The sequence below is a fragment of the Streptomyces sp. NPDC058864 genome (genome assembly GCF_042742985.1).
Classification (GTDB): Bacteria; Actinomycetota; Actinomycetes; order Streptomycetales; family Streptomycetaceae; genus Actinacidiphila.
The window spans coordinates 93,145-117,591 of the sequence record NZ_JBHYMQ010000011.1; the positions used below are offsets into that span (position 1 = coordinate 93,145).

Here is a 24,447-nt window from a genome sequence, read left to right on the forward strand (position 1 = left end):
CGATCGGGCCGGGTCCGGGCCGGACCGCGTGGGTCCGGGTGGACCGCGGTCAGTGCGGATGGGGGTGGTCGTGGTGGTGGGGCCCGTGGTCGCGGTGGTCGTGGCCCGCGGGCCGGCCGGCGAGGGCACGGGCGCGTTCGGTGACCTCGTCCGCGCGGAGCACGTCCTGTTCGGTGAGCACGTCCTCCAGGGCGGCCAGCCAGAGCCGGTAGTAGTCCCAGGGTTCGTCCGCGGCGGGCCCGTCCTCCCATGCGCGGATCCGGGCGATCAGCGCGGCCTGGAACCGCGGCCACGCGAAGGCGCCCGCCTCGTGGAGGCCGACGGCCATGCCGAAGGCGCGGCTCTCCCAGGGCTCGGCGAAGACCAGCTCGCCGTTGGAACGGGGCGGAGCGGCAGGCCCGTCGACGTCCAGGGGCGCGCTCACGGCGCCGTCAGCTTCGCCACGCCGACCATGGCGTCCCGGGTCACCAGCGGCACGAGCTCCTCCTCGGTCAAGTGCTCGGTGCCGGCAGGGCGTTCGGGCAGCACCAGCCAGCGCACCTCGCTGGTGGAGTCCCGTACGGTGATCCGCACGTCGTCGGCGAGGTCGAGTCCCATCTCGGACAGCACCGCGCGCGGTTCCCGCACCACACGCGAGCGGTAGGCGGGGTCCTTGTACCAGCTCGGCGGCAGGCCGAGCACCGGCCACGGGTAGCAGGAGCACAGGGTGCACACCACCACGTTGTGCGTGGTGGGGGTGTTCTCCACGACGACGATGTGCTCGCCCTGCGGTCCGGAGAAGCCCAGTTCCGCGATGGCCGCGGTGCCGTCCTCGAGCAGCCGGCGCTTGTACTGCGGGTCGGTCCACGCCCTGGCCACGACCTTGGCCCCGTTGAGGGGGCCCACCTGGGTCTCGTAGGTGGCGATGATCGTGTCCATCGCCGCCGGGTCGATCAGGCCGCGCTCGGTGAGCAGTTGCTCGAGCGCCTCGGTGCGCAGGGCCGGGGCGGGGCGGTCGTCCGGACCGCTGGTGGGGGTCATGAGGGGGTCTCCAGGTAGCTCTCGAACAACTCGGCGGTGACGGAGAAGGATTCGGTGCCGGCGCCCCACAGTTCGCGGGAGTCGAACCGGACGGAGTAGACGTGCTGCGGGTTCTCGCCCAGGAAGTGCGCGTGGGTGTCCGGCAGCAGGGCAGCGGGCTGCACGAGCTCGACGACGCCGGTGCGTCCGCGCAGGTAGCCCGGCAGCCGTGTGTGCCCGGGCGGGGACATGTCCTTCGCCCGGACCCGGTCGCCGACCGCGAAGCCCGGAGGGGTGTCCACGGTGCGGAGCGAGCCCGGGGCGGTGGGCGTGTAGTTCGGGCGGACGGGTTCGGGGAACGGCGGCTCCCTGACGTGCTCGCCGCGCAGGTTGCGGGCGCGGGTCTCGACCGCGGTGGGCGCGAGGACGGCGGTCTCGGTGAGCACCAGCTCCGCGGCGTTCAGCCACCGGCCGAAGTAGCCCTCGTCCAGGTAGGCGGCCCGGTCCAGGCGTTCCGTGGCATGCCGGAAGGCGTCCACGTTGTACCCGGCCACCGGGATGGAGAGGATCGCCAGCGCGAACGCCCGCGCCTGCCAGGGTTCCGCGAAGACCGGTTCACCGGGGCGCGGCGGCCGGACGGGCCCCCATCCCTCGGTGCCCCCCATGTCGGCGATGCCCTCCATGGCGTGCCCTTTCGTGTGCCGGGATCACTGGCACACCAGCTTGGCCCGGCGGCGGGCGCCGTTCCCGGCGACACGGCCCGCGCGCCCTCCGGTTCCATCCGATGGGCCGTCAGGCTGCCTCCTCACCGCGGGGCGAGGAACTCCCGGGCCCCGCGCAGGCGGGTCCTTATGAGCCGTTGGGTGGCGCTGCTGTCGAGGCGGACGTCGAAGGGCCCGGGCACGAGGCCGTCGGCGCGGCGCCCGGCGGGCAGCGCGGTGGCGTCGAGGCCGTCCCGGCGGGCGACGAGCGCGCCGAGTTCGTGGCGGCTGAGGGCGTCCGTCCCGGCGAGGTGGAACACCCCGGACGCGTCGGACACCGCGAGTTCCCACAGGGCGGAGGCGAGGTCCCCGACGTGCACCGGGCAGCGGACGTCGTCGGTGAACAGGGCGCCGTCGCGCACGCCGGCGGCCAGGTCGTGGACCAGGCGCTCGTGCACGGATCCGCCGTCGCCGATGATCAGCGAGGTGCGCGCGACCACCGCGGACGGCACCAGGAGCCGCACGGCGGTCTCGGCGGCGGCCTTCGCGGCGCCGTACGGGGTGACGGGATCGGGCAGGCAGGTCTCGTCGTAGTGGACGCGGGCCCCGGAGAAGACTGCGTCGCTGGAGACGTGGACCAGGCGGCAGCCATGTTCCGCCGCGGCGAGTGCCAACCGTACCGAGCCGTCGGCGGTGACCTCCCAGTCGCTGTACCCGCTGGTGGCGTTGACGACGGTGTCGGGGGCGACCTCGGCCAGCACCCCGGCAGGGTCGCCCGGGGCGCGGAGGTCGAGGTGGTGCCACGGGACGCCCGGCCCGCCACCGGGGCGTCGGGAACGGTACGTCCCGGCCGTGTCGAGACCCGCGGCCACGGCCTGCCGTACGAGCTCCCTGCCCAGGAAGCCGCTGCCGCCGACGATGAGGACCTTCACGTGCCCCACCGTAGGGCAGCCGAGCGGCGGTCGCCCCCGTTCGTCCCGCGGGTTCGTCCTCGTCGAGGGCCGGGACCGGCACGGCCGGCGGAGCGATGGCAGGAGCGGCGCGCCGGGTGGGGCCGGCCGGGCGGCCGTGGCCCCGCCGGGCATCAACTCCCGGCGCCGCGGAAGGTCCTGGCGGACGTCCGGTGACCGGGCCGTGCTGCCGGATGCCGCGAGGCGGCCGACCGCCGCGCCGCCGTGCCGGGGGCGACCGGGCGAGCCCGCGCCCTCAGGGGTTCCTGACGGGGCCGCGCCCCCTCACCGGCCCGGGGGCGTGTCGTGCGCGGGGCGTCGTTGCCGGGGGATGGCACCGGAGGGGAGGACGGCGCCGGTCGCCCGGGCGTCCGTGGTGTTCCAGGCCTTGATGACGGGGCGGCCGTGCTCGGTGCCGAGCCGGCTGACGGTGCCGGTGTCCAGGGCGAACAGCGAACCGGCAGCGGCCGGCAGGCCGAGGCGGCGGGCGGTGAGGACGCGCAGGATGTGACCGTGGGCGACGAGCAGCACGTCACCCGCGCCGGGGTCGCGCAGCAGCGGCTCGACGCGGGCGAGCACGCGGTCGGCACGGCGGCCGACCTCGTCGGGGCTCTCACCGGGATGGTCCGCGGGGCCGGATGCCACTCCGTCGGTCCACAGGTTCCACTTCGGTCGGGTGCGGTGGATCTCCGCGGTGGTGACGCCCTCGTAGCCGCCGTAGTCCCATTCTCTGAGGTCCGGGTCGATCCCGGCACCCGTCACTCCGGCCAGTTCCGCGGTGCGCACGGCGCGGCGCAGGGGGCTGCTCAGGGCGAGGGCGATGTCGTGCCCGCGGAGCAGCGGCGCGACGCGGGCGGCCTCGCCCTCGCCGTGCGGGGTGAGGGGCAAGTCGGTGTGGCTGGTGTGCTGCCGGGACAGGGTCCACGCGGTTTCGCCGTGGCGGAGCAGGAGCAGGTCGCCCATGGTCGTTCATCCACTTTCGGCACGGAGGAGGGGTGGTGCGGGTGAGGCGGTGCGGAGCCCGCGCCGGGCGGCGCGGGCTCCGGCGGTGATCAGGCGGTGATCAGGCCTTGTCGGCCGCGGAGGTGACGGCGTGGCCGCCGAACTGGTTGCGGAGCGCGGCGATCATCTTCATCTGCGGGGAGTCGTCCTGGCGGGACGCGAAGCGGGCGAAGAGCGACGCGGTGATCGCGGGCAGCGGCACGGCGTTGTCGATGGCGGCCTCCACGGTCCAGCGGCCCTCGCCGGAGTCCTCGGCGTAGCCCTTGAGCCTGTCGAGGTGCTCGTCCTCGTCGAGGGCGCCCACGGCCAGGTCCAGCAGCCACGAGCGGATGACGGTGCCCTCCTGCCAGGAGCGGAACACCTCGCGCACGTCGGTGACCGAGTCGACCTTCTCCAGCAGCTCCCAGCCCTCGGCGTAGGCCTGCATCATGGCGTACTCGATGCCGTTGTGGACCATCTTCGCGAAGTGCCCGGCGCCGACCGCGCCCGCGTGGACGAAGCCGAAGTCACCGGCGGGCTTGAGGGCGTCGAAGACCGGCTGCACCTTCTCGACGTGCTCGGCCCGGCCGCCGACCATGAGGGCGTAACCGTTCTTCAGGCCCCAGACGCCGCCGGAGACCCCGGCGTCGACGAAGCCGATGCCCTTGGCGGCCAGCTCCTCGGCGTGCTTCTCGTCGTCCGTCCAGCGGGAGTTGCCGCCGTCGACCACGATGTCGCCCGGTTCGAGGAGGCCGCCGAGCTCGTCGACCACGGACTGGGTGGCGGCGCCGGCCGGCACCATCACCCACACCACGCGCGGCGCGTCGAGCTTGTCGACCAGTTCGGTGAGGCTGCCGACGTCGGCCAGGTCGGGGTCCCGGTCGTAGCCGACGACGGTGTGGCCCGCGCGGCGGATCCGCTCGCGCATGTTGCCGCCCATCTTGCCGAGGCCGACGAGTCCGAGTTGCATGTCAGGTGCTCCTTCTGTGTGTCACGGGTGTGGTCGGCGGGCGGCACTCACCCGGGGGCCGGGCGGCGCCGCCGTGGGGGTCCCCCGGTCAGTTGCCCCGCAGGGTGCGGTACGCGGCCACGAGGGCCGCGGTGGAGGGGTCGAGGCCGGGCACGTCGGCCTCGCCGGTCAGGGCGGGTTCGACGCGCTTGGCGAGGACCTTTCCGAGTTCGACGCCCCACTGGTCGAAGGAGTCGATGTTCCACAGGGCGCCCTGGACGAAGACCTTGTGCTCGTAGAGCGCGATGAGCTGGCCGAGGACCGAGGGGGTCAGTTCGGTCGCCAGGACGGTGGTCGTCGGGTGGTCGCCGCGGAAGGTCCGGTGCGGGACCTGCTCCTCCGGCACGCCCTCGGCGCGGACCTCGTCGGCGGTCTTGCCGAAGGCGAGCGCCTGTCCCTGTGCGAACAGGTTGGCCATCAGCAGGTCGTGCTGGGCGGTGAGTTCCGGGCTCAGCTCGCCGGCCGGGCGCGCGAAGCCGATGAGGTCCGCCGGGATCAGCTTCGTGCCCTGGTGGATCAGCTGGTAGTAGGCGTGCTGCCCGTTGGTGCCGGGCGTGCCCCACACGACGGGGCCGGTCTCCCACTCCACGGGCCGTCCGTCGCGGTCCACGGACTTGCCGTTGGACTCCATGTCCAGTTGCTGCAGGTAGGCGGTGAACTTGGACAGGTAGTGCGAGTACGGCAGGACGGCGTGCGACTGGGCGCCGAGGAAGTTGCCGTACCAGATGCCGAGCAGACCGAGGATCAGCGGGGCGTTGGCCTCGGCGGGGGCGGTGCGGAAGTGCTCGTCGACGGTGTGGAAGCCGTCGAGCATCTCGCGGAACCGCCGCGGGCCGACGGCGATCATCAGGGAGAGGCCGATCGCCGAGTCGTAGGAGTAGCGGCCGCCCACCCAGTCCCAGAACTCGAACATGTTGTCCGGGTCGATGCCGAACTCCGCGACCTTGCCCGTGTTGGTGGACAGGGCGACGAAGTGCCGGGCGACGGCCTTCTCCTCCCCGCCCAGCCCGGCCAGCAGCCAGCTGCGCGCCGAGGTGGCGTTGCTGATCGTCTCGATGGTGGTGAAGGTCTTGGACGCGACGACGAACAGCGTCTCGGCCGGGTCGAGGCCCTGCAGGGCCTCGTGGAGGTCCGCGCCGTCGACGTTGGAGACGAAACGGAACGTCAGCGAGCGGTCGGTGTAGGGGCGCAGCGCCTCGTACGCCATGGCGGGGCCGAGGTCGGAGCCGCCGATGCCGATGTTGACGACGTTCCTGATCCGCCTGCCGGTGTGACCGGTCCACTCCCCCGAGCGCACCCGGTCGGCGAAGACGGACATCTTGTCGAGGACGGCGTGGACCCCCGGCACGACGTTCTCGCCGTCCACTTCGATCACGGCGCCCCGGGGCGCGCGCAGGGCGGTGTGGAGGACGGCCCTGCGCTCGGTGACGTTGATCTTCTCACCGCGGAACATGGCGTCGCGCAGCTCGAACACGCCGGTGGCGGCGGCCAGGTCGCGCAGCAGGGCGAGGGTCTCGTCCGTCACGAGGTTCTTGGAGTAGTCGATGCGCAGGTCGCCGACCTCCACCGTGTAGCGCCGCGCGCGTGCGGGGTCCGCGGCGAACAGCTCGCGCAGGTGCGGTCCCGGCCGGGTGGCGGCGCGGTGCTCGGCCAGCGCGGCCCACTGCGGGCGGTGGCTCGGCTTGGGTGTGTCAGGCATCGTGCTTCTCCTGGTTCTCGTGCTGGTGCGCGCGCTGCGGCGGCACCGGGGCGGCCTTCGCTGCGCCGGCCTTCGCTGCGGGGGCCTTCACCGCCCGGGCCGGGGCGGCCTTCGCCGGGGCGGCCTTGCCGCGGGGCGCCTTGACCTGGGCCCGGAGAGCGGCGGCGTAGGCCTCGTCGGGGTCGAGCCGGCGGAGCTCCTCCGCGATGAGCTCCGCGGTGCTGCGCACCTTCAGCGCGAGGAGGCGGGTGGGCTGTCCGGGGATGGACAGCCGGGCCACGGCGCCCTCGGGCCGGTCGATGAGGATGTCGCCCTCCGGGGTGCGCAGCCGGACCGCGGTCACGACGGGACCGTCGGTGACGATCCGCTCGACGGGAACGCGCAGCCGGTCGGCGAACCAGCGGGCCAGCAGCTCGGCGCTGGGGTTGTCGGCCTCGCTCTCCACGACCGCGGAGGTGACCCGGGCGCGGGCCTGGTCGAGCGCGGCGGCGAGCATGGAGCGCCAGGGCGTCAGCCGGGTCCACGCGAGGTCGGTGTCGCCGGGAGCGTACGAGCCGGCCCGGGCCGCCAGCCGCTCCAGCGGGCGGTCCACGGCGTACGCGTCGGTGATGCGGCGCTGGGCGAGCGCGCCGAGCGGGTCCTTCGCCGGTACGTCGGGCGCGTCCGCGGGCCACCACACGACGACGGGGGCGTCGGGCAGCAGCAGCGGCAGGACCACGGAGTCGGCGTGCTCGGCCACTTCGCCGAACAGCCTCAGCAGCACCGCCTCGCCGGATCCGGCGTCCGAACCGACGCGGACCTCGGCGTCGACGCGGGAGGGGATGTGCCGGCGGGTGGTGCGCGACGGCCGCCTGATCACGACGAGGGTGCGCGAGGGGTGCTCCTGCGCCGCCTGCTCCGCCGCCTTGAGGGCGTCGTGGGCGTTCTCCTCGTCGGTCACGATGACCATGGTCAGGACCATGCCGACGGCGGGTGAGCCGATGGCGCGGCGGCCCTGCACCAGGGCCTTGTTGATGTGGCTTGCCGTGGTGTCGGTCAGATCGATCCTCATGGCCTGCGCCAGCTCCGTCCGTCTCGTGCGAGCATCTCGTCGGCTTCCGCGGGGCCCCAGCTGCCCGCGGTGTACTGCGCCGGCCGTCCGTGGGTGTCCCAGTACCGCTCGATCGGGTCGAGGATCTTCCAGGACTCCTCGACCTCCTGGTGGCGGGGGAAGAGGTTGGCGTCGCCGAGCAGCACGTCGAGGATGAGCCGCTCGTACGCCTCGGGGCTGGACTCGGTGAAGGACTCGCCGTAGGCGAAGTCCATGGTCACGTCGCGTATCTCCATCGACGTCCCGGGCACCTTCGAGCCGAAGCGCACCGTGATGCCCTCGTCGGGCTGGACGCGGATGACGATCGCGTTCTGGCCGAGTTCCTGCGTGGCCTCCGGGTCGAACGGGGAGTGCGGGGCGCGCTGGAAGACGACCGCGATCTCGGTGACGCGGCGGCCCAGGCGCTTGCCGGCCCGGAGGTAGAACGGGACGCCCGCCCAGCGGCGGTTGTCGATGCCCAGCTTGATCGCGGCGTAGGTGTCGGTGGTGGAGCCGGGGTCGATGCCCTCCTCCTCCAGGTAGCCGTTCACCTCCTGACCGCCCTGCCAGCCGTGCGCGTACTGGCCGCGTACGGTGTGCGCGCCCAGGTCACCCGGGAGCCGGACCGCGCGCAGCACGTTCAGCTTCTCGGTGAGGAGGGATTCGGCGTCGAAGGAGGCGGGCTCCTCCATCGCGGTCAGCGCGAGGAGTTGGAGGAGGTGGTTCTGGATGACGTCGCGTGCGGCGCCGATGCCGTCGTAGTAGCCGGCGCGACCGCCGATGCCGATGTCCTCGGCCATCGTGATCTGCACGTGGTCGACGTAGGAGCGGTTCCACAGCGGCTCGAACATCGTGTTGGCGAAGCGCAGAGCCAGGATGTTCTGGACCGTCTCCTTGCCCAGGTAGTGGTCGATCCGGAAGACCTGCTCCGGGGCGAACACCTCGTGGACGAGCGCGTTCAGCTCACGGGCGCTGGCCAGGTCGTGGCCGAAGGGCTTCTCGATGACGGCCCGTCGCCAGGAGCCCTCGGGGGCGTCGGCGAGACCGTGCTTCTTCAGCTGCCGCACGACCTTGGGGAAGAACTTCGGCGGTACGGAGAGGTAGAAGGCGTAGTTGCCGCTGGTGCCCCGGGCGGCGTCGAGCTCGTCCACGGTGACGGCCAGTTGCTTGAACGCGACGTCGTCGTCGAAGTCGCCGGGGATGAAGCGCATGCCCTCGGCGAGCTGCTGCCACACCTCCTCGCGGAACGGCGTCCGGGCGTACTCGCGCACCGAGTCGTGCACGACCTGGGCGAAGTCCTGGTCGGCCCAGTCGCGGCGGGCGAAGCCGACGAGCGAGAAGCCCGGTGGCAGCAGGCCACGGTTGGCCAGGTCGTACACGGCGGGCATCAGCTTCTTGCGGGACAGGTCGCCCGTCACGCCGAAGATCACCAGTCCGGACGGTCCCGCGATGCGCGGCAGCCGCCGGTCGGACGGGTCGCGCAGGGGGTTGGACCACGGGGTACCGGGTCCGGTCGTGTCCTTGCTCATCGCGCTTCGGCTCCCTTGCCGTTCAGAGCGGTTGCGACGGCCTGCAGCAGTTCGGCCCAGGCCGCCTCGAACTTCGCCACGCCCTCGTCCTCCAGCTGCCGGACCACCTCGTCGTAGGGGATCCCCAGCCGTTCCAGGGCGGTCAGGTCGGCACCGGCCCGGTCGTGCCGGCCGGTGACGGTGTCGCCGTCGATGCGGCCGTGGTCGGCGACGGCGTCCAGCGTCGCCTCGGGCACGGTGGTGACCGTTCCGGGTGCGACGAGTTCCTCGATGTAGCGGGTGTCCCGGTACGCCGGGTCCTTCACCCCGGTGGAGGCCCACAGGGGCCGCTGCTCGTGGGCGCCGGCCGTGGCGAGCGCGGTCCAACGGTCACCGGTGAAGAACTCCCGCTGCGCCCGGTACGCCAGCCGGGCGTTGGCGAGCGCCGCCCTGCCCTTCATGGCCGACGCCTCGTCCGTGCCCAGTTCCGTCAGCCGCCGGTCGACCTCCGTGTCCACGCGGGAGACGAAGAACGAGGCGACCGAGTGCACGGTGGACAGGTCGATCCCCGCCGCACGGGCCTTCTCCAGGCCGGCCACGTAGGCCTCCATGACCTCGCGGTAGCGGTCCAGGGAGAAGATCAGCGTGACGTTCACGCTGATGCCGAGGCCGGTGACCTCCGTGATGGCCGGCAGGCCCTCGGCGGTCGCCGGGATCTTGACCATCACGTTGGGGCGGTCGACGAGCCCGGCGAGCTGCCGGGCCTCGGCGACGGTCTCCTCCGTGCGGTGGGCGAGGCGCGGGTCGACCTCGATCGACACCCGGCCGTCCCGGCCGCCGGTCGCCTCGTACACCGGTCGCAGGATGTCGGCCGCGGAACGGACGTCGTCGGCGGTCATCGTGCGGACGGCTTCGTCCGGGGTTGCGCCGCGCGCGGCCAGGCCGGCGAGCTGTTCCCGGTAGTCCTCACCCGAGCCGATGGCGGCCCGGAAGATGGACGGATTCGTGGTGACGCCCACCACACGCCCCGACGCGACCAGTTGGCCGAGGTCGCCGGAGGCGATGCGTCTGCGCGACAGGTCGTCGAGCCAGACCGAGACTCCCTCGGCGGCCAGGCGCTGCACTGGTTCCGCGGTTGCGGTTGCTTCTTCGTTCACTGTGATCATCTTCCTTCTGCGCTCGCGTCAACCGTGGCGGACCCCAAAGGATTCCCGACTGCCGGGGGTCGTGTTTCCGCAGGTGACGGAGGTGTCCCTCCCCGCGGGCATGACAGCGCGGGCCCCGGGAATGTGACGAGGCGACGAAGATCACACCTTGCGTGGGTGACGCGGGGGCCCACCGGTCCCTCGGCGCGGCCGCCCCGCACGACGGCGTGTCATGCAGCCCCGGCCCGCCCGGCGCCGACGAGGCCGCCGGTGGCGTACTCCTCCTCGGACGCGGCCGTGCGGGACCCTTCGGCCGCCCACAGTCGCAGCCGCGCGTCGTGCAGCCAGTACGCGGCGATGGCGGACGGAACATCCATGATGTCCGCTATCTCCTCATGTGCGTAGCCTTCGACCGCCGCGAGGTACACCGCGAACCGCTGCTCCTTCGGCAGCGCGAGGAGTGCGGCACGGACATCCGGCTCGGGCAGCAGCACGAACTCGTCCAGCGCCGACACGCGGACCTCGTGCGGCACCCCGGACTCCGGAGGCAGCACGCACACCTCGGGGTACGGGCCGACGAACGCGCCGGCCAGGAGGTCGAAGAGCCAGGCCCTGCGGTCGACGCCGTCGAGCAGCCGCGGGAACGCCGCGTACGCCCGGGTGAAGACCTCCAGGACGAGTTCCTCGGCCTCGGCCGGGTCGCCCGTGACGGCCGACGCGGCCCGGTACACGGAATCCAGGAGGGTGAGCACGTCACGCTCGAAGCGGCCCTCGTAGCCGATGGGGCCGCCCTCGCCACCGCCGCCGGCCGGCCGTACCGGTCCGCCCTCGACCGGCCGGGGTTGCGGGGCGCGGACGGTCCTGCGGTGGCGGCCGCCCCCGGGGGCCGTACCGCTGCCCCGCAGGTACGGCTCGCCGTCGGCACGCCGGCCGCGGTGCCGGCCACCGCCCGGAGCGGACCCCGCGTACCGGATTCCTGCGGCGGACTCGACGTTGGTCGGCGACTGAGGCATGTGCGTCTCTTTCCGGAATGAGGTGTGGGGTCGGCCGTGCGGTGCGGGCAGGGGTGCCGCGTCACACGACTCGGCTTAATTGCTTCGCGCAGCAAATATATATCCTTCGCGCAGCAAGTAAAGTGGGGGCCATGTCGGATGCCATCGCCCGCCCGGAATCCACCCCAGGAATCACAAATCCCCTCAATCCGGACGAAGAAGTTCTGATGCGGTCCCTCAGCCGCGTCATCTACGCGCTGCCCCGCGCGCTGCACGCCGACATGGCACGCGAGCAGCAGCTGCCCCTCATCGAGTACCAGGCACTGATGCACCTCTCGGAGGCTCCGGGCCGGCAACTGCGCATGAGCGACCTCGCCACCGCCTGCGAGCTCTCCCTCAGCGGCGTGACGGGCGTGGTGCGCCGGCTGGAGGGTCAGGACTTCCTCCGGCGGGTCAAGTGCACACGGGACGGCCGGGGCTGGAACGCCGTCCTCACCGACGCGGGGCTGGCCCGTCTCGAGGAGGCCTGGCCGACCCACCTGGCCTCCATGCGCCGCCACTTCCTGGACCACCTCGCGGGCCTCGACCTCCGGGCGCTCAGCGCGGCGCTGCACGGCGTCGCCCTCTGACCTCCGGCCTTTCCCGAGGTCAGGGCCGCGCCGACCGGTCCGCGCGGCCCGCTGCCCGACGGGGACCTGATCTCGCGCCGCCGCATCCAGGACGTGCATACTCAGGCCCTGCGGGCGCGCCGGCACCCGCGACGATCGGGAGGTGCGCGATGGTGTCGTCGTCGGGGACGGAATCGCGGAGGGTCACGATCCATGACGTCGCCCGGTCCGCCGGGGTGTCCCGGCAGACCGTGTCGCGGGCGCTCAACGACAAGGACGAGATCGACGGCGCGACCAAGCAGCGGGTCCTCGACGCCGCCCGCGAACTCGGCTACCGGCCGAGCCGCTTCGCCCGCGGCCTGGTCCGGCAGGACACCACCACGATCGGGCTGGTCATCCCGGACCTGCTCAACCCCTTCTTCACCGAGGTCGCCGCGGCCGCGCTGGAGGCGGCCAGGGCGCGCGGCTGGCACGTCGTCGTCTACGACACCGCGGACCGGGCCGAGGAGGAGTTCGGCACCCTGCAGGTGATCGCCTCGCAGGTGGACGCGGTCGTCGGCTACTTCAGCTGCTCCGAGGCCGACCTCGAACGCTTCACCCGCGGACTGCCCGTGGTGCTCATCGGCCGGGAGCACCACACGGCGCGGTTCAGCTCGATCCGCATCGACGGCGAAGCGGGCGTCCACGCCGCGGTCGCGCATCTGGTCGCCGCCGGCCACCGGCACATCGGCATGCTCGACCACGACGGCCGCGCCGAACCGAGCGTCCGGCGCGAGTGGTTCGCGGCGGCCGCGACGGCGCACGGGATCGCCGCGGACCGGGTGGTCGGGGCGACGCAGTCGGCCGACGGCGGCGGAGCGGCGCTCAGGAAGCTGCTCGGCGCGCACCCCGAGGTCAGCGCGGTCTTCACCTTCAACGACATCATCGCGATCGGCGCCCTGCGCGAGGCGCGCCGGCTGGGCAGGAGCGTCCCCCGGGAGCTCGCCGTGGTCGGCTTCGACGGCCTGCAGCTCGGCACGCTCGTCGAACCCCCGCTCTCCAGCGTCGCGCTCGACACGCGCCGCCTCGGCGCGCTCGCCATCGACCAGGTCGCCCGCCTGCTGACCGGACTGGAACCGCTCGGCGCCGAGGACCTCGTCGTCCGGGCCGAACTGCGGCTCAGCGGCTCCGCTTAACCTCCCGGACTCGTGTGCGCCGCAAAGCCTTGACACTTGAAGGCACCGGAGCGCACACTTCCGAACAATTCCCAATGGCCCCGCGAGCGTTCACGTGAACGCTCACGTGAACGCTCACGGGACCGGAACAAGCGGTTATGCACCACTTTGTGACGGCGTTCGGTGCCTGCGCCGGAAGTCCGTCGCGCCCTGTCCCTTCTCACCAGCACGTCCCGCCTGAGGTGTCAACGTCGACCCGTCTAGCGACCTCGCTAGTCGTCCTCCGGAACGGAAACCATGAGCAGCACAGTCACGCGCATCCGCCTCGCCGCCGTCGCCGCGGCAGCCAGCATCGCCGTACTCGCCGGATGCTCATCGCCGGCTCCTTCGGGTAACAGCGCATCGGCGGAGTCCTGCGCGCCCGCGAAGGGCAAAGTCACCCTCCAGTACTGGAACACCGTTCCCGGCATGGACGAAGTCGTCGCGCTGTGGAACAAGAAGAACCCGAACATCCAGGTCGAGACGAAGAACATCTCCAACGACCAGTACGGCACCATCGGCAACGCCCTCAAGGCGGGCAAGGCGCCGGACCTCGCCCAGGTCGGCTACGACGAACTGCCCAACCTCCGCAGCCAGGACGCCTTCACGGACGCCTCGGCCTGCAAGGCGGCCACCGGCGCCAAGTCGGCGTTCGTGCCTTGGACCTGGTCGCAGGCGAGCTTCGGCGGCACCGGGGTGTTCGCCATCCCGCAGGACACCGGCCCGATGGCCCTGTACGTCCGCAGCGACATCTTCAAGAAGCACGGTCTGGAGATCCCCAAGACCTGGGACGAGTACGCGACCGAGGCGCAGAAGCTGCACAAGGCGGACCCGAACCTCAGCATGACGTTCTTCGACCCGAACAACGCCGAGTGGTTCAACGGGCTCCTGTGGCAGAACAGCGCCGAGATGTACTCCTACTCCGGCGACAAGTGGCACGTCACCGTCGAGTCCGAGCAGAGCAAGCAGGTCGCCGACTACTGGCAGAAGCTGATCGACGCCAAGCTGGTGCGGACCGACCTGGCCCACGGCTCGACCCAGATGTACACGGCGTACCAGAAGGACCAGATCGCCACCTACGTCGGCGCCGCCTGGGGCTACAGCATGTTCCGCGACAACCTGCCCAAGCAGGCCGGCAAGTGGTCGATCGTGCCGATGCCGACCTGGGGCACGAGCGCCGCGTCCGGTGACTGGGGCGGCTCCACCGTCGCCTTCATGAAGGGCGGCAAGCACCTCTACGAGTCGGTCGCGTTCAACACCTGGCTGAACACCGACCCGGAGGCCCTGGCCCTGGAGAACAAGCTGGGCGGCCTCTACCCGGCGGCCACCGCCGGCCTGGCGCTTCCCGCGCTCTCCCAGGGTGTGCCGTACTACAACAACGAGAAGATCTTCGACGTCTTCGCCGACTCGTCCAAGAACATCGACACCGACTTCACCTGGGGCCCGACCCAGAAGACGGTGAACCTGGCGCTCCAGGACGCGATGGCCAAGGCGGCCGCCGGTGACGGCACCGTCGGTGACGCCCTGACGGCTGCCCAGGACGCCGCGCTGAAGTCCATGAAGGACCAGGCGATCCCGGCCGCGGCGGGCAAGTGACCGCCGCATGACCGACCTCGCAACCCGCGCCACGCGCGTGGTGGCGACCACCGAGGGGCGCCGTCGCCGTCACAACGGCGGCGGCCCCCGGGCGGGCACCATCGCCGCGTTCGTCACCCCGTTCTTCCTGCCGTTCGTCCTCTTCTACCTGGTGCCGATCGGCTACGCGCTCTGGCAGAGCCTGCTCGTCGTGCGCCGCACCGGCGGCCAGTACGGCACGTCGTACACGACCTTCGGCGGCTTCGAGCAGTACGCGCAGGTCTTCCGGAACACCGAGTTCTGGGGCAGCATCGGGCGCATCGGGCTGTTCGGCGTCGTGCAGGTGCCCGTGATGCTCTTCCTGGCACTGACCATGGCGCTGCTGCTCGACACCCCCCTGCTCAAGCTCAAGTCGTTCTTCCGCATCTCGGCGTTCATGCCGTACGCCGTGCCCGGCGTCATCGCCGCGATCATGTGGTCGTACCTCTACTCGCCGCAGATCAGCCCGGTCGTCGACGCGCTCAAGGGCGTCGGCCTCCAGCCCGACTTCCTCGGTCCGGGTGCCGTGCTGTGGTCGACGGCGAACGTGTCGACCTGGCTGTGGACCGGCTACAACATGCTGATCATGTTCTCGGCGCTGCAGTCGATCCCGCAGGAGCTCTACGAGGCGGCCAAGCTCGACGGCGCGAGCAACTGGGCCGTCGCGTGGCGGATCAAGGTACCGATCATCGCCCCGTCGGTCGTCCTGACCACGGTCTTCTCCATCATCGGCACGCTGCAGCTGTACGCGGAGCCGGCTGTGCTGCGGCAGATCTCCTCGAACATCTCGAGCACCTACACCCCCAACATGCTCGCGTACACGGTGGCCTCCGGAAACAACTACCAGCAGGCGGCCGCGATATCCGTGGTCATCGCCGTCATCACCTTCGTCTTGAGCTTCGGGTTCATGCGACTGACCTCGAAGAAGGCGGGACTGTGAGCAACCGAGCCCCCATCCGCGAGAGCCGGATCAGCCGCACGGCCGCCATGGCCCTGATGCTCGTGCTGACGGTCTACTTCCTGCTGCCGGTCTACTTCCTGGTCGTCGCGGCGACCAAGCCGCAGGGCGACCTGGCCTCCACCAACGGCCTGGCGTTCTCGCACTTCGACCTGTTCGGCAACCTCGACACCCTCTTCACCCGCAGCGACGGCATCTTCGGGCGCTGGGCGCTCAACAGCGTGCTGTACGCGGTGCTGGGCGCGGCCGTCGGCACCCTGATCTCGGCGCTGTGCGGCTACGCGCTCGCCAAGTTCAGCTTCCGGGGCCGTGAGTTCCTCTTCTCCGTCATCCTCGGCGGGATCCTCGTGCCGACCACGGCGCTCGCGCTGCCGCTGTTCCTGCTGTTCTCGGCGACAGGGCTCGTCAACACCTGGTTCGCGGTGTTCCTGCCCAGCATCGTCAGCCCGTTCGGCGTCTACCTGGCGCGGATCTTCGCCGCGTCCGCCGTCCCCCAGGAGATCCTGGAGTCGGCGCGCCTCGACGGGGCCGGGGAGTTCCGGACGTTCTTCTCGGTGGCGTTCAAGCTGATGACGCCCTCGCTGGTGACCATCTTCCTGTTCCAGTTCGTCGCCATCTGGAACAACTTCTTCCTGCCGATGGTGATGCTGCAGAAGGAGTCGCTCTTCCCGATCACGCTGGGCCTCTACCAGTGGAACGGCCAGACCGCCCGCGCGCCGCTGCTGCAGGAGTCGGTGATCACCGGCTCGCTGGTCTCGATCGTGCCCGTGATCGTCGTGTTCATCCTCCTCCAGCGGTTCTGGCGCACCGGACTGGCCGCCGGCTCGCTGCGCTAGCCCCGCCTCCCCCTTCTCCGTTCTCCCCTTCCCCGCCGCCCCACAGCACAGAAGGTCCCGTTCCCATGCGCCGTTCCGCCGTCTTCGTGCCCCACTTCCACTGGGACCGGGAATGGTACGAGCCCTTCCAGGTGTTCCGGCACCGGCTCGTCACCGCCCTCGACACCGTGCTGGAGACGGCCGAGGCGAACCCGGACTTCCGCTTCACCGTCGACGGGCAGATGGCCGCGGTCGAGGACTACCTGGAGATGCGGCCGGAGAACCGCGAGCGCGTCACGACCCTGGTCTCCGAGGGCCGGCTGGCGATCGGGCCGTGGCTGATCCTCCTCGACGAGTTCCTCTGCTCGGGCGAGACGATCGTCCGCAACCTGCAGATGGGATGGGCGGCCGCGGCGGAGCTGGGCGGCTCCATGCCCATCGGCTATCTGCCGGACATGTTCGGCCACGTCGCGCAGATGCCGCAGATCCTGGCGCGCGCGGGCATCGAGCACGCGGCGCTGTGGCGCGGGGTGCCCGGCTCCGTCGACGGCCACGCCTTCCGCTGGCGGGCCCCCGACGGCTCCGAGGTGCGCACCGAGTTCCTCTTCGACGGCTACGACAACGGCCTCGACGTACTGCTGGTGCCCGATCAGATCGGGCGCGCGCTGGGCGAGTACGCGGAGATGACGGCCGGGCGGTGGGGCGGCGACCCGGTGCTGGCGATGGCGGGCACCGACCACAACGCGCCGGACCCGCGGCTGGCGGAGTGGCTGCGGCAGGCCTCGGGCGAGGAAGGCGCCATCACCATCGCCACGCTCGACGAGTACATCCGGGGGCACGTGCGCGACGAGGTCCACGCGGTCGTCACCGGTGAACTGCGCAGCCATGTGCGCGGCAACATCCTCCCGGGTGTGCTCTCGGTGCGGCGCGGGCTGAAGCGCCGGATGGCCGTGGCCGAGCGCATCGTCGACCACGCCGAGCGGATGAACGCGCTGTGGTCCACGCGGGACGACTCGCCGTTCCTCTCGCTCGCCTGGCACAAGATCATCGAGTCGAGCGCCCATGACTCGGTCGTCGGTTCCGGTACGGACGAGACCGCCGACCAGGTCGAGGCGCGGCTCGCCGAGGCCGCGCACGCCGCGCGCGCCGTCCGGGACGCCGCGCTGGCCGGACCCGCCGCCCGCGTGCCGAGCGACGGCCACCTGGTCGCCAACCCGCTGGCCGTCCCGCGCACGACTCTGGTCGAGGTCGACGTCATGGCCCCGCCCGAGGGTTCCGTCCTGGTCGCGACCGCGGCCGACGGCTCGGAGCACCCCGTCCAACTGGTCGCGCAGGCGCCGACCGTGCTCAGCGACGAGCGGATGGACGCCTCGCAGCTCGAGCGCGTACTGCGCCGCATCCACCGCCGTGAGCTGTTCGGCCGGCAGATCGACCGCTACGAGCTGACCGCGGGCTCACTGGTGTTCCACCTCGCCGAGGTGCCGACGAGCGGACCGTTCGACCTGCTGATCCTGCGCCGCGAGGTCGCCGCCGCTGCCGCCGCGCACCCCGGGGAGTGGCGGGTGCTGACGCTGGAGGAGGCACGGGCGACCGCGCTGGTGCCGGTCACCGTCCCCGCCTCCGGGCTCGCGAGCTTCAAGGTGGCGCCGGCCGTGCGGGCGGCCGAACCGGGCACGGCGTTCGCGCCCGCCACGGCCACGGCCGGAACGCTGTCGAACGGCCTGGTCGAGGTCGTCATCGCCGCCGACGGCACCCTGGAGGTGACCGGGGCGGACGGCACCGTGCTGCGCGGGGTCGGCCGTCTCGTCGACGGCGGTGACCGCGGCGACAGCTACAACTACGGCCCCCCGGCCGACGATCTGCTCGTCTCGGAGCCGGCGGAGATCAGCGTCGAGCTCGTCGAGAACGGCCCGCTGCGGTCGCGGGTGCGCATCACCCGTGTGTACGCGTGGCCCGCCGCGCTCTCCCCCGACCGCGACGTGCGCGATGCCCGGACCGTGCCGACGCCGGTGGAGACCCTGGTGGAGCTGCGCGCGGGCGAGCCGTTCCTGCGCGTCACGACGTCGTTCCTGAACCATGCGGCCGACCACCGGCTCCGCTTCCACGTCCCGCTGCCCCGGCCGGCGGCCGTCTCGGCGTCGGCCGGTCAGTTCGCCGTCACCGAGCGCGGGCTCACCGCCGAGGGCGGCTGGGGCGAGTACCCGATCCCGACCTTCCCCGCGAGCACCTTCGTGTCGGCCGGCGCGGCCACCGTGCTGCTCGACCACGCCACCGAGTACGAACTCACCGGCGACGGCGCCGAACTCGCCGTGACCCTGCTGCGGGCGATCGGCTCGATCAGCGTCAACATCCATCCGCTCCGCGACGAGCCGGCGGCGAGCGAGATCCCCGCGCCGGGGGCGCAGGACCTCGGGGTGCGCATCGAGAACCGGTTCGCCGTCGTGCCCTCGGCGGCCGGCTGGCAGTCCACGGACGCGGTCGCCCTCGCGGAGGAGTTCCGCAACGACGTACTGGTGGCCCGCGGTACCGCGCCCGCCGGGGGGCAGTTGCCCCCCGACGCGGCCGGCGTGCGGGTCGACGGCACGGACGTGTTCGTGTCGAGCGTGCGCCGTGTCACCGGCGACGACCTCGGTGCCGGCACCGAGGTACGGCTGGTGGCGATGGGCGGCACGGGCGCCACGGCCCGTGTCACCGGTGTCTTCACCCGCGTGACCACGGTCGACCTGCTCGGCCGGCCGCTGGCCACCGTTCCCGCGGAGGGCGGACTCGAACTCGCCCTCGGCCCGTGGGAGATCCGGACGATCGTGCTCCGGTAACCGCGGTTCCCCTCTCGTCACCCGGCACGACCAGGCACTACCAAGAAAGAGTTGTGACCTCTTGCCCTCCCAGCTCTCCGCGTATGTTTCGGACACCACCCCAGGGCGTGGCGCGCTGCGCCCGGCGCGCTCGTGGCTGCACTCCGACGCCCCCTCCCGCTCGCTCAACGGGGACTGGCGGTTCCGCCTGTCGCCCACGGCGACGGCGGCGGAGGACTTCGCGGCCGAAGGATTCGACGACGGCGACTGGGACGGCATCCCGGTGCCCTCCCACTGGGTGCTCCAGGGCGACGGGGCCTACGGCAGACCGATCTACACCAACATCCAGTACCCCTTCCCCGTCGACCCGCCCCATGTGCCGGACGAGAACCCGACCGGCGACTACCGGCGACGCTTCGAGCTGCCCGCCGGATGGGCGGAGGCCGAGCGGGTCGTGCTGCGGTTCGACGGGGTCGAGTCGCTCTTCAAGGTCTGGGTGAACGGCGACGAGATCGGCAGCGCCTCCGGCAGCAGGCTCGCCCACGAGTTCGACGTGACCTCGTCCGTGCGTCCGGGCGGCAACGTCGTCGCCGTACGGGTGCACCAGTGGTCGGCGGCGAGCTACCTGGAGGACCAGGACCAGTGGTGGCTGCCGGGCATCTTCCGTGACGTCACCCTGATCGCACGGCCGGCCGGGGGCATCGAGGACGTCTGGCTGCGCACCGGGTTCGAGGCGGGTCGCGGACGGATCGACCCGGAGGTCACCGCGGAGCCGGCGGCCTTCCCGGTCACCCTCCGCATCCCCGAACTCGGAGTCGAGCGGGTCTGGGACTCCCCCGCCGAGGTGGCCCCGTTCGAGGTCGACGGCGTGCGGCCCTGGTCGGCCGAGGTCCCGCGGCTGTACGAGGTCACCGTGGCCTCGGACGCGGAGACCGTCACCGTGCGGACGGGCTTCCGCACCGTCGAGATCCGCGGCGACCGGTTCCTGGTCAACGGCCGACGCGTCGTCTTCCACGGGATGAACCGCCACGAGACCCATCCTGAGCGCGGCCGTGTCTTCGACGAGGAGCACGCGCGCGAGGACCTGGCCCTGATGAAGCGGTTCAACGTCAACGCCATCCGCACCAGCCACTACCCGCCGCACCCGCGGCTGCTCGACCTCGCCGACGAACTCGGGTTCTGGGTCGTGCTCGAGTGCGACCTGGAGACGCACGGCTTCGACAAGAACGGCAGCTGGGCCGGCAACCCCAGCGACGACCCGGCATGGCGCGAGGCGTACCTGGACCGCGTCCGGCGCACCGTCGAACGGGACAAGAACCACCCCAGCGTCGTGCTCTGGTCGCTCGGCAACGAGGCGGGCACCGGCGGCAACCTCGCCGCGATGTCGGCCTGGGTGCACGCCCGCGACGCGGGACGCCCCGTGCACTACGAGGGCGACCACACCGGCGAGTACACGGACGTCTACTCCCGGATGTACGCGTCGGTGCCCGAGACCGAGCAGATCGGGACCGACGGCTCCCTCGCCCCCCTCCAGGACTGCACCCCCTCGCAGGGCGCACGGCAGCGCACCAAGCCGTTCCTGCTGTGCGAGTACGCCCACGCGATGGGCAACGGACCCGGGGCCCTCGACCAGTACGAGGACCTGGTGCACCGGTACCCCCGTCTGCACGGCGGCTTCGTCTGGGAATGGCGGGACCACGGCATCCGGGCGACGGCCCCGGACGGCACGCCCTACTACGCGTACGGCGGCGACTTCGGGGAGGTCGTGCACGACGGCAACTTCGTGATGGACGGAATGGTGCTCAGCGACGGAATCCCGACCCCCGGCCTCCACGAGTTCAAGGCGGTCGTGCAGCCGGTCCGCTTCACCTTCGACGCCGCGGACGACGCGGACGACGCGGACGGCGGGGACGGCGGGGCCGGCAGCGGCGGAACGGTGACGGTCGCGAACCTGCGGCACTCGGCGGACACCTCCGACCTGCGCTTCCGCTGGCGCGTCGAGCACGACGGGAGGCCCGTCGGCTCCGGGGACCTGGAGCTGCCCGTCGTCGCGGCCGGCGGGTCCGCGAGCGTGCCGCTTCCGCCGGTCGCCGTGTCGCGGGAGTCGGAGACCTGGCTCACCCTGGACGCGGTCCTGGCGGCCGGCACGGCGTGGGCGGACGAGGGCCATGTGGTGGCGACCGCCCAGCTGGACCGTACGCCGCACCGTGCCGTGCCCGCCGTACGGCTTCCGTCCGACTGGCGGCGGAGCGACGGGACGCTGACCCTCGGCATCGCCGAGTTCACCGACGGGGCCCTGGTACGGCTCGCCGGCCGCGCCGTGGCGGGCCCCCGACTGGAGCTGTTCCGCGCCCCGACCGACAACGACGAGGGCACCTCGGGGGTGGCCGAGGAGAGCGACGCCTACGTTCCGGGGGTCTCCAACGCCGAGCTCTGGCGGCGCGACGGCCTGGACCGGCTGACCTCACGGCTGTTGTCGGTGGAGACCGCCGCGGACGCCCTGCGGACCGTCGCCAGGGTCTCCGCGGCCGACTCCGCCTCGTCGGTGACGGTGGAGACGGTCTGGTCCCTCCAGGGGGACGACCTCGAACTGCGCGTGGAGATCGAGCCGTCGCGCGGATGGACGACGGTGTGGCCGCGGATCGGCATCCGCTTCGACCTGCCCGACGGCGGCGCTCCGGTCGACGGCGCCGAGTGGTTCGGTCTCGGCCCGCACGAGTCCTACCCCGACAGCCTGCGCGCGGCGCGCACCGGCCGCTTCTCCGCGGGCCTCGCCGGGCTCTCCGTCGACTACGCGCGCCCGCAGGAGACCGGGCACCGCTCCCGGTTCCGGGAGCTGGCGCTGACCAGCGGCGGCGCTGGTGTGCTGCGCTTCACGGCCGTGCCGGACGTGCAGGGCCGCCTCCCCGGCTTCACGCTCAGCCGTCACACACCTCAGCAGATCGCCCGGGCGGCGCACCCGTTCGAGCTCCCGGAGCCGGCGGCGAGCCACCTCTTCGTCGACGCGGCCCAGCACGGCCTCGGCTCCCGGGCGTGCGGACCCGACGTGTGGCCCGGGTTCGCGCTGCGCCCGCAGGCCCGCACGATCAGGCTCCGCGTCACGGCGGGCTGACGTGCGCCCGGCAGAAGGCCGCGCGCGGCGGCCTTCTGCCAGGGTGGTGCCATGAAGTACATGGTGCTGATGTACGCCGACCCCGCGGCGACCGAGGCGATGACCGCCGAGCAGCGCGCCGAGGTGTTCCGCCGGCACGACGAACTGCACAGGGATCTGGCGGACACCGGCGAGCTGCTGAACGGGGCGGGTCTCGGATACCCCCGGGACAGCACGACGATCCGGCTGCGCGGGGACGGCTCGTCGACGGCGGACGGACCGCTCACGAAGGCGCGGGAGCAGCTGACCGCGTACTACGTCGTCGACTGCGTGAGCCGGGAGCGCGCGCTGGAGATCGCCGGACGCGTCGTCGATTTCCACGTCGTGGCGGTCGAGGTACGGCCCGTCCACGACTCGTTCGGCATGCACGAGGACTGACCGGACGGGGTCAGGGAGCGGTGTGGGTGAAGGAGGCGGTCGTGGTCTGTGCGGTCTGCCCTGCGGGCAGGTAGTCGAAGGTGTAGGTGAGGTTGTCCCCGGAGCGCAGCGGGACGGGCTGCTCCCAGCGGCCGGCCGAGGCGTTCCAGGTCAGGAAGTAGTTCGCCTGCGTGCCGCCGTTCACGCGGTAGTGGACGGTGACGAAGGTCGCGGTGAAACCACCGGGCTTGAACCAGACGACGGGGGCTGCGCCCTGGGTGACGCCCTGGGTGAAGCCGGACTGCGGGGGCGGGTCGGTGGGGTCCGTGGGCGGCGGTCCGGACGTACCCGTGCCGCCCACCCACTGCGTGCCGCGCAGTTCGGCGAGGAAGCGGTCGCGGATCGTCGCGTCCGCCTGGATGCGGGCGTCGCCCCAGTAGCCGTTGGAGCAGCCGGGGCCTCCGGCCGCCGCGCCGTCGGCGCACTGCCACTGGGTCTGGCCGTCCCAGTCGGTGTTGATGTAGGCGGCGGCCCGGATGACGTCGCGGTTGGCGGTGATCCAGGCGAACCAGGGCCGGTACCACTCGTTCCAGATGGTGTCCGCGCCGGTGGCCACGGGGTTCTTCCGCATGATGCAGCTCTTGGTGTGCGCGCCGTTGTCGTAGCCCTGCGGTGAGGACTCGGCGATCATCACCGGTTTGCCGTGTCCGCGGGCGAAGTCCAGGACGCGGTTCTGCAGGCCGGTGGGCGAGGTGTCGTAGCTGCTGCAGCCCCACTGCGTGCCGACCGAGCCGGTGCCGTAGAAGGCGGAGACGCCGACCCAGTCGACGTACTGGTCACCGGGGTACCAGGCGTCGTAGTGGGCCGGGTCGGTGACGACGTAGTTCCACTCGGGGTGGTCGGGGCTGGTGTTGAGGGGCCAGGCCGCGGTCTGCCAGACGGTGGCCACCTTGGTGGCGCCCAGGGCGTCGATGCGGCCCTTGATGTAGACGAAGGCCCGCTTGTAGAAGTCGGCGTTGTAGCAGTTCCAGGGGCCGTCGAACTCGTAGCCGATGCGCAGGAAGACCTGCCGGTCGTAGCTCTTGAGCCGGGTGACCATCTCGTCGACCTTGGCCCGGTACTGGCTCGTCAGGTTGGGGGTGCCGGACGTGACGTCGCTGTCGCCGGTGCCGATGATCGCGCGCAGGGGCTGGTTGCCGCAGCCGGTCGTGGCGTCCGACAGGTAGAGGCCGACAGCGAGGGCGGACCGGGGGTACTGGGCGAGGGTCGCGGCGAAGTCGACGGTGCCGGAGCCCCAGTTGACGGGCCCGTTCATGCCGGCGAGCGGCGCCGGACTGCCGCCGAGGACCAGGTTGGTGTAGAGGGTGACCCCGCCGGGGGCGGGGGCGTCCAGCGACGCCCGGTCGAGCACGTCGCGCTTGTAGTCGGCGAGGGTGTCGCTGTCCTGGCCCATCAGGGCCAGGACCTTGCCGTCGGGCGGCAGGTTGCGGGCGGCGACGGCGGCCTGCGCGGTGCCCGTGGCCAGTCCGGGCGCGATCAGGACGGCGACCGCGGCGAGGCCGGCGAACAGTGCCCCGGCTCGTCTTCGCAGCGCGTGCATTCAACTCTCCTCGGTGCCGGGTGGATGTGTCGCACGGCATGGTGGAGAGCCGCAACTTCCCCGTCAATCATTCGCGTAAGTTTCGAAGGACTGCGCAGGTCCGGAAACCGGAAGCGAAACTTCGGCCACGCCGGGGACATCCGGGGCGCGGTCAGGAATCGCCTTCGACAGCGACCAGTTGCAGGTCACGGCGCCATCGCGGATTCTCGAAACTTCTACGTAACTATTGACAACAAGTTTCGTGCGGCGGCAGGTTGTGCGAGCCGCACCGTCCACCGGTCGTCATTCTCCGGATGCCACGTC

The 24,447-nt window shown here is 72.0% G+C and carries 20 protein-coding genes; 8 read left to right on the top strand and 12 right to left on the bottom strand.

What is annotated here, in order from left to right; translation table 11 throughout:
• Positions 1–49: 49 nt before the first annotated feature.
• From ACFW3D_RS11575 to ACFW3D_RS11625, 11 genes are all read right to left on the bottom strand, one after another.
• A complete protein-coding gene (locus ACFW3D_RS11575) occupies positions 50–424 on the bottom strand; it encodes a nitrile hydratase accessory protein (protein ID WP_500503871.1) in 375 nt (124 codons plus the stop codon).
• On the bottom strand, positions 421–1,020 hold the full coding sequence (gene nthA, locus ACFW3D_RS11580; RefSeq protein ID WP_500503872.1) for a nitrile hydratase subunit alpha: 600 nt from the start codon (positions 1,018–1,020) through the stop codon (positions 421–423). The genes ACFW3D_RS11575 and nthA overlap by 4 nt, the downstream gene beginning before the upstream one ends.
• Positions 1,017–1,682: a nitrile hydratase subunit beta gene (nthB, locus tag ACFW3D_RS11585; RefSeq protein WP_500503873.1), complete on the bottom strand. Its 666-nt coding sequence runs from the start codon at positions 1,680–1,682 to the stop codon at positions 1,017–1,019. The genes nthA and nthB overlap by 4 nt, the downstream gene beginning before the upstream one ends.
• 122 nt (positions 1,683–1,804) lie before the next feature.
• Positions 1,805–2,632 (bottom strand): SDR family oxidoreductase, encoded by an 828-nt coding sequence (locus tag ACFW3D_RS11590; protein ID WP_500503874.1) that lies wholly within the window; start codon positions 2,630–2,632, stop codon positions 1,805–1,807.
• 303 nt (positions 2,633–2,935) lie between these two features.
• Positions 2,936–3,613, bottom strand: coding sequence for a histidine phosphatase family protein (locus tag ACFW3D_RS11595; RefSeq protein ID WP_500503875.1), 678 nt, complete (start codon positions 3,611–3,613; stop codon positions 2,936–2,938).
• 100 nt (positions 3,614–3,713) lie between these two features.
• On the bottom strand, positions 3,714–4,601 hold the full coding sequence (gene gnd / locus ACFW3D_RS11600) for a phosphogluconate dehydrogenase (NAD(+)-dependent, decarboxylating) (RefSeq protein WP_500503876.1): 888 nt from the start codon (positions 4,599–4,601) through the stop codon (positions 3,714–3,716).
• A gap of 88 nt (positions 4,602–4,689) precedes the next feature.
• Entirely contained in the window at positions 4,690–6,339 is a 1,650-nt protein-coding gene (gene pgi / locus ACFW3D_RS11605; protein ID WP_500503877.1) for a glucose-6-phosphate isomerase, read from the bottom strand.
• Positions 6,332–7,390: a glucose-6-phosphate dehydrogenase assembly protein OpcA gene (gene opcA / locus ACFW3D_RS11610; RefSeq protein WP_500503878.1), complete on the bottom strand. Its 1,059-nt coding sequence runs from the start codon at positions 7,388–7,390 to the stop codon at positions 6,332–6,334. Before opcA ends, pgi begins: the two co-directional genes overlap by 8 nt.
• Positions 7,387–8,937 (bottom strand): glucose-6-phosphate dehydrogenase, encoded by a 1,551-nt coding sequence (zwf, locus tag ACFW3D_RS11615; protein WP_500503880.1) that lies wholly within the window; start codon positions 8,935–8,937, stop codon positions 7,387–7,389. Before zwf ends, opcA begins: the two co-directional genes overlap by 4 nt.
• Positions 8,934–10,082 carry a transaldolase gene (gene tal / locus ACFW3D_RS11620; RefSeq protein ID WP_500503881.1) on the bottom strand — a complete coding sequence of 383 codons (1,149 nt, stop codon included), beginning with the start codon at positions 10,080–10,082 and terminating at the stop codon, positions 8,934–8,936. The genes zwf and tal overlap by 4 nt, the downstream gene beginning before the upstream one ends.
• Positions 10,083–10,291: 209 nt before the next feature.
• Positions 10,292–11,074: a sigma factor-like helix-turn-helix DNA-binding protein gene (locus ACFW3D_RS11625; protein WP_500503882.1), complete on the bottom strand. Its 783-nt coding sequence runs from the start codon at positions 11,072–11,074 to the stop codon at positions 10,292–10,294.
• Between the two features lie 206 nt (positions 11,075–11,280).
• Here ACFW3D_RS11625 and ACFW3D_RS11630 point away from each other — a divergent pair, with 206 nt between their 5' ends.
• The 8 genes from ACFW3D_RS11630 (at position 11,281) to ACFW3D_RS11665 (ending at position 22,565) form a co-directional block, all read left to right on the top strand.
• A complete protein-coding gene (locus tag ACFW3D_RS11630) occupies positions 11,281–11,682 on the top strand; it encodes a MarR family winged helix-turn-helix transcriptional regulator (RefSeq protein ID WP_500503883.1) in 402 nt (133 codons plus the stop codon).
• A 149-nt stretch (positions 11,683–11,831) separates the two neighbouring features.
• Positions 11,832–12,836: a LacI family DNA-binding transcriptional regulator gene (locus ACFW3D_RS11635; protein WP_500503884.1), complete on the top strand. Its 1,005-nt coding sequence runs from the start codon at positions 11,832–11,834 to the stop codon at positions 12,834–12,836.
• Between the two features lie 276 nt (positions 12,837–13,112).
• Positions 13,113–14,450 (top strand): ABC transporter substrate-binding protein, encoded by a 1,338-nt coding sequence (locus ACFW3D_RS11640; RefSeq protein WP_500503885.1) that lies wholly within the window; start codon positions 13,113–13,115, stop codon positions 14,448–14,450.
• Between the two features lie 7 nt (positions 14,451–14,457).
• Complete coding sequence (locus ACFW3D_RS11645; protein WP_500503886.1) at positions 14,458–15,408, top strand: carbohydrate ABC transporter permease; 951 nt, start codon at positions 14,458–14,460, stop codon at positions 15,406–15,408.
• A gap of 47 nt (positions 15,409–15,455) precedes the next feature.
• Positions 15,456–16,262: a carbohydrate ABC transporter permease gene (locus ACFW3D_RS11650; RefSeq protein WP_500503931.1), complete on the top strand. Its 807-nt coding sequence runs from the start codon at positions 15,456–15,458 to the stop codon at positions 16,260–16,262.
• 65 nt (positions 16,263–16,327) lie between these two features.
• The gene (locus ACFW3D_RS11655) at positions 16,328–19,057 is read left to right on the top strand and encodes a glycoside hydrolase family 38 N-terminal domain-containing protein (RefSeq protein ID WP_500503887.1); all 2,730 of its coding nucleotides are present in this window, start codon (positions 16,328–16,330) and stop codon (positions 19,055–19,057) included.
• A gap of 61 nt (positions 19,058–19,118) precedes the next feature.
• A complete protein-coding gene (locus tag ACFW3D_RS11660; RefSeq protein WP_500503888.1) occupies positions 19,119–22,148 on the top strand; it encodes a glycoside hydrolase family 2 TIM barrel-domain containing protein in 3,030 nt (1,009 codons plus the stop codon).
• 51 nt (positions 22,149–22,199) lie between these two features.
• Complete coding sequence (locus ACFW3D_RS11665) at positions 22,200–22,565, top strand: YciI family protein (protein WP_500503889.1); 366 nt, start codon at positions 22,200–22,202, stop codon at positions 22,563–22,565.
• 10 nt (positions 22,566–22,575) lie between these two features.
• Here ACFW3D_RS11665 and ACFW3D_RS11670 read toward each other — a convergent pair whose 3' ends face one another.
• The gene (locus tag ACFW3D_RS11670) at positions 22,576–24,144 is read right to left on the bottom strand and encodes a glycoside hydrolase family 26 protein (RefSeq protein WP_500503890.1); all 1,569 of its coding nucleotides are present in this window, start codon (positions 24,142–24,144) and stop codon (positions 22,576–22,578) included.
• Positions 24,145–24,447: the final 303 nt, after the last annotated feature.